Origin of the sequence: Methylorubrum salsuginis, assembly GCF_900114375.1 — a bacterium.
In the GTDB taxonomy this organism is placed as follows: Bacteria; Pseudomonadota; Alphaproteobacteria; order Rhizobiales; family Beijerinckiaceae; genus Methylobacterium; species Methylobacterium salsuginis.
The window spans coordinates 1-12955 of the sequence record NZ_FOSV01000044.1 but is presented as its reverse complement, the minus strand read 5'-3'; the positions used below and the strand labels follow the sequence as shown (position 1 = coordinate 12955).

Here is a 12955-nt window from a genome sequence, read left to right as displayed (position 1 = left end):
AATCGGTAGGTTGCCGAAGCGGCGCGTGAGGGCCTCCAGACCTTTTGCGTCCCGAGGGACATGGAAGGCCTCGTTCAACGGCCTGAGATGAACGTCGAGACGGTCCTTGGACACGTCGATGCCGACGAAGATGGTGGGTTGATCGTCCATGACCCTACCTTGCAAATGCGGGCTTGGGCCCGAGCGGCTGTCCGGGTTCGGGACTGTGGCGGTGAGGGCCGCACCTTGCTCTGTCGCGGGCTTACGAGCCCGAGGCAAACACGGGCTAACCCTCACCGTGTAGCCTCGCCGGCGTCACTCCAGCGGGCAACTCAAAGATACAAGGCAAGTCGACGTCTCGCATCGCGGCGGGCCGGCGGGCTTCGTGCGGGTGACTGAGGACGGCACCCTCACGGTGCCGGACTACGCGGGCAACCGCTTCTTCAACACGCTCGGCAATTTGCTCGCCAATCCGCGCGCCAGCATCGCCGTGCCGGATTTCGCGAACGGCGACCTGCTGCAGATCACCGGGCTGACGGAACTGGTGCTGGATTCGCCCGAGATCGCGGATTTCGAGGGTGCCGAGCGGCTGTGGCGGCTCACGCCGGAGCGGGTGGTGTTGCGTCCCCGCGCGCTGCCGCTGCTTTTCGGCGCGCTCTGATCAGCCCGCCTTGCGGCTGCAGCGGATGTAGTTCGCGAGACCCTTGGGGCTCGACCAGGTCAACCGATCCTGATCGACCACGAGGCGCACCTGCGAGGTCCAGCGGCGGCCGCGCTCGCTGCAATCGGCTGCCATGGTCCATGCGGCGCCGTCGCGGCGGTTGTTGCGGAAGCGGCAGACGGTGCGGCCGGCCTTCGCCCCCTCTTCGGTGATGGTGGCGGGCAGGAAGCCGCGGCGGCGCTGGCGCTGGCCGCAGGCAACCGGGCTCGGCCCCCAGACGCCGACATAGGCGGCGCGCTCCAGCACCGGGGCGGCGGGCCGCGGCGGCTCGGGCGGGGCGAGCGCCTCGGGCGCGGGCGCCGTGACGGCGACCGGGACGAGCTTGGGCGGCTGGGAGGACGGAATCGCGGGGGCGGCCGGGGCGAGGGCCGCCACCCGCTCGGGCTCGGGCAGCCGCACCTCCGGCACGTCGATGCCGCCGGGATCCGCACTGGCATAGCGGGCCGGGCGAGCCGAGGCGTCGCGGCCGTCATCGGTGAGGGCCAGGAGGGTGTAGGAGAACAGCGCGCCCCAGCCCGCGGCGAGGACGACCGGAATGGCCAGCAGCCGCCGGGACACGCCCCGCTCCCCGGCGGGGATCGCCCGTGCGATCTCGCCGGGCTCGTCCGCTTCCTTCGCCATCGCCGACATCCTCGTGCGCTCCTTCTTAGCGCCCGAAGATGCCTTTCAGGAACTGCGCGGTGCGGTTGCGCTTCTTCTTGCGCTCGAGTTCGGCCGCATCCTTGACCCAGGCGACCTGCACCACCCGGCGCTCGCCCTCGAACGGCTCGTGGCCGTGCCAGGAATTGTCGGCGCGCAGGAAGGCGAACATCGTCCCCATGGTCGGCGGCACCTCGACGGCGAAGGGTTCGTAGTTCTTGCCGTCGTAGAGCACCCGCAGGCGCCCGGCGGCGGGCGCGTCCCAGGCGTCGTTCATGTAGACGAGCAGCGTCATCACCTTGGACGGGCCGTCGGTGTGGATCGAGCCGTATTTGGGCTGGCTCTTCTTCATGATGGTGGTCAGCCGCGGGCAGGACACGAGGTCGATGCCGAACTTCTCGCCGAGGATGCGGGAGAACGCGTCGCTCTCCAGCTCGTCGATCAGCGCCTTGAACCGGCCCTTGAGCGCCACCTCGTCGACGGTGAGGTAGCCGGGCTTGGCGATGGCCGGGAAGTCCTGGCGGATCTCGGCGATGGCCTCCTCGTTGAAGACGCCGTTGCCGAGGAAGTAGGTGTAGGGATCACGCGAGACCGGCGCGGCGCGCACGGCATCGACGTTGAGGATCGAGAGGCCCGACATGGCTCGTCTGTCCCGTTGAACGAGGGCCGGCCTGAGACGAAACGGCCGGCGCGGCGTGGGGGAGGGGCCCATCGCGGCCCGGTTCCGACGATAGACGGTGCGATTGCGGCAGAGGAACGGCAGCCTCGCCGGAGCCGCAGCGCCCGGGGGGGGGACTTCGGTTCGTTCACCCGTCTGCGGCATCGGACGCCGCGCCCCGAGACGGCCTCCGGGGCCGGTCGGGGTCGTTGATTCGGAGCAACCCCTTCCCGGCGCTCGCGGAACCTGCCATGGTCAAGCTTGGCGGCCGCCCTCCGGCCGTCGCTCGCACCCAGCGTGATGAAACCCGTCGCCCTCGCCGTCCTCGGTACTGCCCTGAGCACTGCCCTGGCACCGCTCCCGGCGGGCGCGCAGCCGCGCACGCCCACCGTCCGGCTGACCTGCGCCGAGGCGATGGCGATGGTGAAGGCGGAAGGCTCGGTGACGCTCGGCATCGGCGGGCGGGCCCCGGAGCGCTTCGTGCGCGACCGCAGCCTGTGCGAGATCACCGAGATCGCCGAACTGCGCTTCGTGCCGACCCGGGACAATCCGCAATGCCCGATCGGCTACCGCTGCCGCGAGCCCGATTACGGCGACTGGAACTGGAACGCCGATTGAGGCCGGCACGGCCCGGTCAGTGCAGCCGGTTTCCGACGACGCCGGCCTCGACCGCAACCGAAAGCCGGTCGGTGATCGCCCACTCGACGCCGACGCGGGCATCGGGCCGCACGGCGATCTGCTCGCGGTCGTAGAGGGGAGCCGCGGGCGTGCCGCCGAAGCGCAGCCGCTCGTGCACCGCCCAGGCCCCGGCCTTGCCGTAGAGCAGCACGTTGTCGGTCAGAAGCGTCCCGACCTGCACCTGGACGGCGCCGGACAGATCGCGCGAATAGCCGAGGCCACCGAAGCCCAGCGTGTTGCCGCCGGCACCGGGGATCAGCCAATCGACCCCGCCGACGATGCCGTAGACGAACCGCCCGTCCTGCCACATCCGCCCGCCCTCGAAGCCCAGCGTCGGGCCACCGTAGCTGCCGAAGGCTTTCGACGACGAGAAGGCATAGCCGGTGGAGACCGCGGCGTAGGAGCCGGACCAGCGGCCCGTCTCGTCTCCGCGCGGCTGCGACCACGCGAAAGAGGGGAGCGGCGCGAAGCCGGCAAACGGCAGGGCGCTCTGCGCGAGCGCCGGCCCGGACGCGGCGAGCCCGGCTCCAAGGGCGAGAAGCGCCGCCCAGCGACGCTGCGAACGAGGTGCGATCAGCCTGTCCATACGGCCAAGATAGCCGATCTCGCAGCGCGGAGACAGGCCGAGGCGAACCACCCTCTGCCTCAAAGCACAGTCTGCCCAGTCATCGACTGCGGACTGAACGCATGGCGACCCCGGTAGGGCTCGAACCTACGACCTGCCGCTTAGAAGGCGGCTGCTCTATCCAGCTGAGCTACGGAGTCGGGGTGCCGAGGCTCAGGAGCCACAGGAGCCGCCGCCGGTCAAGCGATGGGCCACTTGCTTCTGGGCCTCGAACGCCGACGGCTGCGGCGACGGCCTTGGCTTCTGCCGCTCGACGCTCACGAAGACATCCATCTCCGTGAGCCCGTGACGTGGGGCGCTCTCCGCGACCGGCGAACCGGTGCCATCGCCCGTTCCGTGCGGCGGCCTTCAATCCAGGTGGTTGCCGTAGCGCTCGACATGGGCGGCGAGACCCAGGCCGTGCTCGCGGACCAAGCGCTCGGCGAGGTCGGCGTTGCGGGCCTCCAGCGCCTCGATGATGCGCACGTGCTCGCGGATCGATTCCGAGGCGCGGTCGCCCTGGCGCAGCGCCGTGTTGCGGATGCCGCGGACATGGACCAGCAGGTTGCTGCACAGGTCCTCGATCACCGGGCAGCCGCCGAGCTTGATGATCTTCTGGTGAAAACGGATGTTGGCTTCCGAATACTCGTCGAGATGGTCCGACGGGCGGCCCTCGAAGAATTCGGGGAAGGAGCGGCGCAGGCAGGCGAGATCCTCGTCCGGCGCGTTGGCGCAGGCGAGGCGGGCCGCCATGCTCTCCAGGGCCGCCCAGGCCTGGATCATGCCGACGATCTCGCGCTTCGTCTTCTTGACGACGAACACGCCCCGGCGCGGCTCGTTGCGCACGAAGCCTTCCTGCTCCAGCACCGTCAGCGCCTCGCGGATCGGCGTGCGCGAGACGCCGAGCGTCTGCGACAGGCCCCGCTCGTCGAGGCGGACATCACCGGTCGCGCCGTAGATGTCCATGTTGGTGATGGCCGATTTCAGCGCCTCGTAGGCCAGCGTCCGCAGGCTGGTGGCCGGCACGATCGGCTTGATCGAGAGATTTTCCATCGCGTCCGATACGACCTTCGCGTCCGAGGGGATGCCTGTCCGGAATGGGGGTCCGCGCAGGGCAAGCGTGGCGCCGCCATGTGTGGAACACAAGGGAGCGATTGTCACGAGTCGGGGAGGGCTCTGCCTTGTCTACAGCGTTGCGCGCCGCGCAGCCCCCGGCCCCGATTTGTTGACGTCTGGCATTTGGTATGCCAGAAACCAGAGACGAAGTCGACAGTCATCGCATTCGCCGGACGCGGGCCCGAGGTTCGCCAACCGTCGAGGCCGGGTGTCGAAACTTCGCGCAGCGGTACCGGGGCAACGCCATCGCTTCCTGTGCCGAGACGAACAAAATTTGGGAGGGAACCGCGCGATGGGCAAGGCTCTCGACGGCGTGCGCATCCTCGACTTCACGCATGTCCAGTCCGGTCCGACCTGCACGCAGTTGCTTGCGTGGTTCGGCGCCGACGTGATCAAGGTGGAGCGGCCGGGCGCCGGTGACGCGACGCGCCAGCAATTGCAGGACATTCCCGGCGTCGACAGCCTCTACTTCACGATGCTGAACCACAACAAGCGCTCGATCACGCTCGACGCCAAGACGCCCAAGGGCAACGAGATCCTGTGGCGGCTGATCCGCGAATGCGACGTGCTGGTGGAGAACTTCGCGCCCGGGGCGCTGGACCGGATGGGCCTGACCTGGGACAAGCTGCAAGCCGCCAATCCCGGCCTCATCCTCGCCTCGGTGAAGGGCTTCGGGCCCGGCCGCTACCAGGATTGCAAGGTCTACGAGAACGTCGCCCAATGCGCCGGGGGGGCGGCCTCCACCACCGGCTGGCGTGACGGGCTGCCGATGGTCTCGGGCGCGCAGATCGGCGATTCCGGCACCGGCCTGCATCTGGCGCTCGGCATCGTCACCGCCCTCTACCAGCGCACCCAGACCGGCACGGGCCAGCGGGTCGATTGCGCCATGCAGGACGGGGTGCTCAACCTCTGCCGGGTCAAGCTGCGCGACCAGCAACGCCTCGGCGAGGGGCCGCTGATGGAATACAGCCAGTACGGCGAGGGCGTGCCCTTCGGTGACGCGGTGCCGCGCGCCGGCAACGATTCCGGCGGCGGGCAGCCGGGGCGCATCCTCAAGTGCAAGGGCTGGGAGCAGGACCCCAACGCCTACATCTACTTCATCACACAGGGCGCGGTCTGGGGCCCGATCTGCGACATCATCGGCGAGCCGGACTGGAAGACCGATCCGGCCTACGCGACCCCGAAGGCGCGGCTGCCGCATCTCAACGAGATCTTCACCCGCATCGAAGCCTGGACGATGAAGCACGACAAGTTCGAGGCGATGGAGATCCTCAACGCCTACGACATCCCGTGCGGGCCGATCCTGTCGATGCGCGAGATCGCCGAAGACGAGGCCTTGCGGGCCAACGGCACCGTGGTCGAGGTCGAGCACCCGACCCGGGGACGTCACCTCACCGTCGGCAACCCGATCAAGCTCTCGGCGAGCCCGACCGAGGTGACCCGCGCGCCGCTGCTCGGCGAGCACACCGACGAGATCCTGCGGGAGGTTCTGGGCTGCTCGGATGCCGAGATCGGCGAGATTTTCGGGTCGGGGGCGGTTGGCGCCGTCCATCGCATCGCGGCGGAATAGGAAAGCGGGCCGCGCCGCGGGGTCGCATTTGCCGCCCCGCGACCCATATCCCGGGGGACCCTCCGCGCAATTCGGTGCCTTGGGCCAGAACTCAGGCAGGAACAGCGGAGGCCGTCCCATGGCCCACGGCAACAACAACAACGGCTCGGCGCGCTCGGTCTCGACGCAGGACTTCAACGAGCGCGTCAAGCGCGCCCTCGTCGACAAGCACGATCCCCAGCCGAAGGCGAAGCCCGCCCCGCGCCGGTTCCGCACGGGCGCGCCGAATTCGGCGGACTGAACTCCCCCGCTCCCACCCACACCCTCATCCTGAGGTGCTGCGAAGCAGCCTAGAAGGCGGGCTCCAGAAGTCGCGGCGATCCCGGAGCCGTCCTTTGAGGCCCACAGGCATGGACACCTCGGGATGAGGGTGTGGGTGGGACAAGCCCCTGAAGCGCTTCGAGTCCTGAGCTGAGCCGAAGCGCCGTATCCGCCCATTCCCTGCACGATACCGCCGCCGCGCCACCCCATCGGAACTTGACTTCCGCGCCGCCTGGTATACCAAATACCAATCAGTAAGGCGCGCGGCTCACAAGCGAGCCGTTCCAGGCGCCGACGCGGCAACGGGAGGACCGGCGATGTCCGACGACGCTCTGGCCTATCTGGTGGAAGCCTTCGGTCACGTCTCTGAGACCGAACTGAAAAGCTTCCTCGACGCCGCGCCCGTCCCGGCACCGGTGCTGCCCGATCTGCGCGAGGTCGCCATCGCCGCCGCCGTGTTGGCGGAGCCGCGCGAGCCGGCTCAGGCGGCCTGAGCGTCGCGATTCCCCCCGCAGCGTGCGACGCCGAAGCAACCCAGCGCTCCGCACTCTTCCGTGAGATCGCTCGAGGCGCCGTTTCGTCGGCGCGGTCTCGCTCGATCCGAGCACCGGCTTCCCCGCCGGGGAGGGCGGTTCGCCCCGGGCTCGACCGGTCCACGGTGTCGCATCTCGGTGCCGCCGCCCCTTGCAGCCTCCGACATGACCGAAAATTCACGTGACAGCGGCGCCCCCGCGCCACGATCTCGCCAAGACGGATAGCCAGGGCCGTCGAATTCGGCGATGTCCCCGGGCGGGACAGTCCCGCGCCTCGCGAAGGCCGGGCCGCCAGAGCGAGAGGGAGAAACCCGCGTGGCCGCATTGAAGAGCGGGCTCGGCCTACAGGCCGCGCTCACGGCGCTCGTCGCGCTCCTGCTGCTCGCGATGCCGGGCCTGCCCTCGCCGCCGCTCTACGTCTCGCTCGCCGGCTTCGCCATGGCGGGGCTGTTGCTCGCCTCCGGCAACATCTCGGCCTACTTGAAGATCTTCGTCTCGGTCTACGGCCTCGGCTACCTGCTGCTGGCGCTCTCCAAGACGCTGGCCGCGATGGGGGCGCTGCCCGGCGTGGTCGCGGCTTTGCTGCCCCCGGACTTCGCCGCCACCGGCGCCGTGGTGTTCGCCGGCATCGTGCTGGCGATCTCGTATTGGCGGCCGATCCGCGACATCACCCTGATCGCCGACCCCTATTTCGCCAACCGCGACGCGCCGACCCGCGAGATCGGCCTGTTTCGCTGGTTCGGGCGCACGGAAGGGCAGATCGGCCGCAATCTGGTCGGCCTGTCGATCTTCGTGAACTTCGCCGACGTGGCGCTGACGCTCGGCTTCAACTTCTTCTACCGGGACATGTACAATTCGCTGCAGGCGCTCGACGCGGCGGCGTTCTGGTATCAGATCGTCTGGATCTTCGTGCCGCTGGCGGCGCTCAACATCGTCATCGGCATGTTCGACCTCTACGTCGATTCGGCGCTGCAGGTCCGCTGGCGCACGTGGCTGACGCACAGCCTGTATGAGCGCTGGCTGGGGCAGGGCACCCATTACCGCATCCCCTTCACCGACGAGGAGGCGGACAACCCCGACCAGCGCATCCAGTCGGACGTCAACGCCTTCATCCAGCAGACCGCGGGCCTGTCGATCCGGCTCCTGTCGCAGGCGGCCCAGCTCGTCTCCTTCATCGTCATCCTGTGGACGCTCTCGCACGACTTCGTCCTGCCCTTCACCGACACGGTGGTGCCGGGCTTCCTCGTCTGGCTCGTGATCGCCTACGCGGTGGTCGGCACGTGGCTCACCCACATCATCGGCAAGCCGCTGATCGGCCTCGATTTCCGCCAGGAGCAGGTGGAGGCCGACTTCCGCTTCGCGCTGGCGCGCAACCGCATCTATTCGGAGCAGATCGCGCTGCTGCGCGGCGAGCGGGCCGAGTCCGCACGGCTCACCGGTCTGTTCCACGCCATCATCGACAACTACGTCGGCATCATCTACCGGCGCATCAAGCTGATCGCCTTCACCTTCAGCTACCGGCAGGCGAGCACGATCTTCCCGCTCGTCATCGCCGCCCCGTCGTTCTTCGCCAAGAAGATCACGCTCGGCACGCTGCAGCAGACCTCGAACGCGTTCAGCAACGTCCAGAACTCGCTGTCGTTCTTCATCACCGCCTACACCACGCTGGCGGCCTACAAGGCCAACACCATTCGTCTGGGCGCCTTCAAGCGGGCGATGACCAAGGCCGAGGCGCTGGCCGGCGCGGGCTACGGCCTCGCGCAGGGCCACGACCGCTCGGGCGACGTCACCGGCCGCGACCTGACGCTCGCGCTGCCCGACGGCCGCGAGATCGTGCGGGCGCCCTCGCTCACTCTTTCGAAGGGGGGCGCGACGCTGCTCACCGGCCCCTCGGGCTCGGGCAAATCCACGCTGTTCCGGGCGATCGCCGGCATCTGGCCGTTCGGCAAGGGCCGGGTCGACGTGCCCGAGGGCCAGTCCGCAATGGTGCTGCCGCAGCGGCCCTACATCCCGCTCGGCACGTTGCGCGGCGCGGTGGTCTATCCCGACACCACCGACCGGTATTCCGACGCCGCGATCCGCGACGCGCTGATCGCGGCGCAGCTGCCGGCTTTGGCCGACCGGCTCGACGAGATCGACACCTGGGACCGGCGCCTGTCCGGCGGCGAGCAGCAGCGGCTGGCCATCGCCCGCGCGATCCTGGCCAAGCCCGACTGGCTCTTTCTCGACGAATCCACCGCCGCCCTCGACGAGGCGAGCGAGGCCTCGATCTACGGAACGCTGCGGGAGAAGCTGCCCGGCACCACCATCGTCTCGATCGGCCACCGCTCGACCCTGCACCGGCACCACGACCGTCGCATCGAGATGGTGCCGACGGGCGAGGGTCGGTTCGAGCCCCGCGCCGGGGCGCCGCTGGCGGCACCCGCGGAGTAGGTTTTCGGAGGTGGGTCGTCAGACGCCCGCCGCCGCCAAAAGCCCCTCGACCATCCCGCGATACCCGGCCCCGAACAGTCGGAGATGCACCAGGGCCGGCCACAGCTGGTAGAGTGCGGTGCGCTCCGCCGCGCCCGGCTCCGGCGGCCCGTAGGCCTCGCGAAAGCCGGGGCCGGGGCGGCCGAACAGGGCCAGCATGGCGCAATCGACCTCGGCATGGCCGTGGTAGCAGGCCGGGTCGATCAGCCCCGTGACGCGCGTGCCGTCGGAGAGCACGTTGCCGCCCCACAGGTCGCCGTGGAGCAGGGCCGGACGGGGCCGGGCCGGCAGGCGGTTGCCCAGATCGGCGGCGAGTGTCTCCAGGCGCCGCATCAGCGCGGCGGGCACGTGGCCCGCATGGCAGAGCAGGCGCCGCTCGGCCCAGAAGGCGGGCCAGTCGTCGCTCCCTCCGTTGGCGATGGGCACCGGCCCGAAGGCGTAATCGGCGGGCCAGCCGTAGCGCGCGCCCGTCGCCGCGTGCAGACGCGCGACCGCGTGCCCGAGTTCGGCCGGCGCGGGCGCGCCCGCGTCCGACAGACGCTCCAGCACGAGGACGGTGTCGTCCACGGCGAGCACGCTCGGCGCCGGGGCGCCGCTCACCCGGATCGCCGCCAGCATCGCGGCCTCGATCCGCGGGGCGGGGCCGGATTTCGCCACCGCCTCGCGCCCGTCGGCGAGGCGGATCAGCAGGCAGTCCGAGAGGTCGCCGCCGGGTAGCGTCCGGACCTGCGCCAATGCCGCGCCGAGCAGCCCGGCGGCACGGCCGGCGATGGCGCTCACGGCCCTTCCGCGATCCGGCGCAGCAGCGCGCGGGCGCCGCTCGTCACGTCGGCCCAGGTGGTCTCGAACCCCTCCGGCCCACCGTAATACGGGTCGGCCACCGGCTGACCCGCCCGGCCCGGCACGTGGTCGAGGAGCAGGCTCAACGCCGCCCGCGCCCCCTCGGGCCGCAGCGTCCGCAGGCGCGACAGGTTGGCATGGTCGAGCGCCACGACATGGTCGAAGGCCGCGAAATCCTCGAGCGCCACCTGCCTTCCGCGAAGGCCGGAAATGTCGAGGCCGTGGGCGCGGGCGACCGCGATGGCCCGCGGGTCCGGCGGCTCGCCGACATGCCAGTCGCCGGTCCCGGCGGAATCGACCGTCACGGCGAGCCCGGCCCGCTCGGCCTCCCGCCGGAACGCGGCCTCGGCCAGCGGCGAGCGACAGATATTGCCGAGGCAGACGAAGAGGATTGCGGCCGGGGCGCTCACGCGAGCCCCTCGGCCAACGGCCGCGTCGCCGCCTCGAGCCAGTCCCGCGTCGCCCCGTCGAGGTCGGGCGCGAGGGTTTCGCGCACCCGCGCGTGGTAGGCATCGACCCAGGCCGCGTCGGCCGCGCCGAGCAGGCCCACATCGATCAGACGCCGGTCGAGGGGGACGAGCGTCAGCGTCTCGAAGCCGAGCATCCTGCGCTCGGCGCCCTCGATCGCCCGCTCTTCCACGAGGACGAGGTTCTCGATGCGGATGCCGTAGGCGCCCTGTTTGTAATAGCCCGGCTCGTTCGAGAGGATCATGCCGGGCTTCAAGGCCACCGTGCCGGTCTTGGCGATGCGCTGTGGCCCCTCGTGGACCGAGAGGAAGGCGCCGACGCCGTGGCCGGTGCCGTGGTCGTAGTCGAGCCCGGCCTCCCACAGGCTGAGGCGGGCCAGCGCGTCGATCTGCGCCCCCGTGGTCCCCTCGGGGAAGACCGCGCGGGCGATGGCGATGTGGCCCTTGAGCACGCGGGTGAAGCGTTCCCGCATCTCGCCCGTGGGCGCGCCCACCGCGACGGTGCGGGTGATGTCGGTGGTACCGTCGGCGTATTGCGCGCCGGAATCGATCAGGAACAGCTCGCCCTCTCGCGAGGACCGGTCGGTGGCGCGGGTGACGCGGTAATGCACGATGGCGCCGTTGGGGCCCGAACCCGAGATCGTCGGGAACGACACGTCGCGCAACGCTCCGGTCGCCTCGCGAAAATCTTCGAGCGCCTCCACCGCCGCGATCTCGCTCACCGGCCCGGTGCGGTCGAGCCAGGCGAGGAAGCGCGTCACGGCGAGCCCGTCGCGGTGATGGGCGGCACGCGTCCCGGCGATCTCGGCGGCGTTCTTGACCGCCTTCATGGCGGTGACCGGATCGGGTCCGACATCGGCGACGCCGCCGGCCGCCTCGACCAGACCTTTCAGCGCCGCCGCGCCGGTCGCCGCGTCGAGCCGCAGCCGCGCGGCCCCGGCGGCGAGCGCCGCCAGCGCCTCGGGGAAGGCCCGGCGCGGATGCAGGTCGGCGCGGGGGCCGAGCGCGGCCCGCAAGTCCGGGTCGATCTCGGACGAGCCGAGATAGAGTGCGGCCCGGCCTTCCGTCGGCACGAGGGCGTAGCCGAGCGCCAGCGGCGTATGGGTGAGATCGGCCCCGCGCAGGTTGAAGGTCCAGGCGAGGTTGTGCGGATCGGACATCACGAGCCCGTCGAGTTCGCCCTCCGTCAGCGCCGCGCGGAGGCGGGCGAGTTTTTCGCAAACCCCCTCGCCGGCCAGGGCCTCGGGATGGGCCGCGACCCGGCCCGCGGGCGGGCGCGGGCGCCCGGCCCAGACCGCATCGACGAGATTCCGTTCGACCGCGCGCAGGCTCGCGCCGGCCTTGGCGGCGGCCCGCTCCAGCCGCGCGACCCCGTCCGGCGTATGCAGCCACGGATCGTAGGCGAGGGTCTGGCCGGCCTTCAGCTGCGCCCCGAGCCACGCCTCCGGACTGGTCTCGGCGACCGGCACCACGACGATGATCCCGGTATCGACCTGGGCCGGCGCCTGCACGGTGTAGCGCCCATCGACGAACAGGGCGGCGGCGTCCTGCAGCACGATCGCCGTGCCGGCCGAGCCGGTGAAGCCGGTGAGCCAGGCCAGCCGCTCGGCGTCGGCGGGCACGTATTCCGACTGATGCTCGTCGGCCCGCGGCACCACGAACCCGTCGGCCCCGACCTCGCGCAACGCCGCCCGCAGGGCCTCGATCCGCTCAGGCCCCTTGGCGTGGCTCGGATCGTCGAAGGTCTGGAAGCGAGGGCGGGTCATGGGCGAAGGGTTACGCCGCGGTCCGGGCGGGGACAATGGTGGGGGCGGGAGAGGAGATACCGACTGGGGTGCTTCCGAGTTCACCGAACCTCGGCCGGTGTCGCCTTCGCGTGCCCTGAACCCTTATCGGGCGTTCATGAGTGGCGCCGATGGCCCGGATGGGGTGGAAAGTCGCTGTCCGATAGCGGCGATGCGCTGGCCCACTCGCGCATCGCAGCCGTCACGCCAGCATCGCGGGCAGAGGGCGGCGCGTAAGATCCCTCTGGCGATCGGTTAAGAGCGCCTAACAGAACGGCACGAAGCGGTGGATGGTGCGTTGGTGGGGCATGGCTCGCGCTCTGCTTCCCGACGATCTCTGGACGGAGATTGCCCCGCTCCTGCCGCCGCCTCGGCCGCGCCCGAAGGGCGGACGGCCTCCGATCGACAATCGGGCGGCGCTGACCGGCATCCTGTTCGTGCTGCGCTCCGGCCTACCCTGGGAGATGCTACCGGCCGAGATGGGCTGCGGGAGCGGCATGAGTTGCTGGCGGCGTCTGCGCGACTGGCAGGCAGCCGGCGTGTGGGCGCGGCTGCATCAGGTCCTGTTGGAGCGCCTGCACGCGGCCGGTGAGA

The 12955-nt window shown here is 70.5% G+C and carries 13 protein-coding genes, 1 tRNA gene and 2 pseudogenes; 7 read left to right on the top strand and 9 right to left on the bottom strand.

Annotated elements, in window-relative coordinates; genetic code table 11:
- Positions 1-150: pseudogene (locus tag BM140_RS25275) on the bottom strand (IS110-like element ISMno7 family transposase); the annotation flags it as partial.
- 172 nt (positions 151-322) lie between these two features.
- Between BM140_RS25275 and BM140_RS24590 the strand changes: the two are divergent.
- Positions 323-640, top strand: a pseudogene (locus BM140_RS24590) (pyridoxamine 5'-phosphate oxidase family protein); the annotation flags it as partial.
- On the opposite strand, the gene BM140_RS24585 reads toward BM140_RS24590, so the two are convergent.
- Both BM140_RS24585 and BM140_RS24580 read right to left on the bottom strand, forming a co-directional pair.
- Positions 641-1321, bottom strand: a complete 681-nt coding sequence (locus BM140_RS24585) for a hypothetical protein (protein WP_244535630.1) — start codon at positions 1319-1321, stop codon at positions 641-643.
- A 25-nt stretch (positions 1322-1346) separates the two neighbouring features.
- On the bottom strand, positions 1347-1979 hold the full coding sequence (locus BM140_RS24580; RefSeq protein ID WP_091952066.1) for a 2OG-Fe(II) oxygenase: 633 nt from the start codon (positions 1977-1979) through the stop codon (positions 1347-1349).
- A 318-nt stretch (positions 1980-2297) separates the two neighbouring features.
- On the opposite strand from BM140_RS24580, the gene BM140_RS24575 reads away from it, so the two are divergent.
- A complete protein-coding gene (locus BM140_RS24575) occupies positions 2298-2615 on the top strand; it encodes a hypothetical protein (RefSeq protein ID WP_091952072.1) in 318 nt (105 codons plus the stop codon).
- 16 nt (positions 2616-2631) lie between these two features.
- Here BM140_RS24575 and BM140_RS24570 read toward each other — a convergent pair whose 3' ends face one another.
- From BM140_RS24570 to BM140_RS24560, 3 genes are all read right to left on the bottom strand, one after another.
- A complete protein-coding gene (locus BM140_RS24570) occupies positions 2632-3312 on the bottom strand; it encodes an outer membrane protein (protein ID WP_244535629.1) in 681 nt (226 codons plus the stop codon).
- 51 nt (positions 3313-3363) lie between these two features.
- Positions 3364-3440 (bottom strand) — tRNA-Arg (locus BM140_RS24565).
- Between the two features lie 208 nt (positions 3441-3648).
- The gene (locus BM140_RS24560; protein ID WP_091952062.1) at positions 3649-4332 is read right to left on the bottom strand and encodes a GntR family transcriptional regulator; all 684 of its coding nucleotides are present in this window, start codon (positions 4330-4332) and stop codon (positions 3649-3651) included.
- Positions 4333-4687: 355 nt separating this feature from the next.
- Between BM140_RS24560 and frc the strand changes: the two genes are divergently transcribed.
- From frc to BM140_RS24550, 4 genes are all read left to right on the top strand, one after another.
- Positions 4688-5965 (top strand): formyl-CoA transferase, encoded by a 1278-nt coding sequence (gene frc / locus BM140_RS24555; protein WP_091952060.1) that lies wholly within the window; start codon positions 4688-4690, stop codon positions 5963-5965.
- 118 nt (positions 5966-6083) lie between these two features.
- Complete coding sequence (locus BM140_RS26050; RefSeq protein WP_165616554.1) at positions 6084-6245, top strand: hypothetical protein; 162 nt, start codon at positions 6084-6086, stop codon at positions 6243-6245.
- 337 nt (positions 6246-6582) lie between these two features.
- Positions 6583-6759 (top strand): hypothetical protein, encoded by a 177-nt coding sequence (locus BM140_RS26045; protein ID WP_165616553.1) that lies wholly within the window; start codon positions 6583-6585, stop codon positions 6757-6759.
- A 354-nt stretch (positions 6760-7113) separates the two neighbouring features.
- Positions 7114-9231, top strand: a complete 2118-nt coding sequence (locus BM140_RS24550; RefSeq protein ID WP_091952058.1) for an ABC transporter ATP-binding protein/permease — start codon at positions 7114-7116, stop codon at positions 9229-9231.
- Positions 9232-9249: 18 nt separating this feature from the next.
- Here the strand turns inward: BM140_RS24550 and BM140_RS24545 are convergent, their stop codons facing one another.
- The 3 genes from BM140_RS24545 to BM140_RS24535 are packed head-to-tail and all read right to left on the bottom strand — an operon-like array spanning position 9250 to position 12343.
- Entirely contained in the window at positions 9250-10050 is an 801-nt protein-coding gene (locus BM140_RS24545; RefSeq protein ID WP_091952056.1) for a fructosamine kinase family protein, read from the bottom strand.
- Positions 10047-10520: a low molecular weight protein-tyrosine-phosphatase gene (locus tag BM140_RS24540; protein ID WP_091952054.1), complete on the bottom strand. Its 474-nt coding sequence runs from the start codon at positions 10518-10520 to the stop codon at positions 10047-10049. Before BM140_RS24540 ends, BM140_RS24545 begins: the two co-directional genes overlap by 4 nt.
- On the bottom strand, positions 10517-12343 hold the full coding sequence (locus tag BM140_RS24535; protein ID WP_091952052.1) for an aminopeptidase P family protein: 1827 nt from the start codon (positions 12341-12343) through the stop codon (positions 10517-10519). The genes BM140_RS24540 and BM140_RS24535 overlap by 4 nt, the downstream gene beginning before the upstream one ends.
- Before the next feature lie 326 nt (positions 12344-12669).
- Here BM140_RS24535 and BM140_RS24530 point away from each other — a divergent pair.
- Positions 12670-12955 (top strand): transposase (locus BM140_RS24530; protein WP_131803961.1); only part of this gene is annotated, 286 nt, incomplete at its 3' end.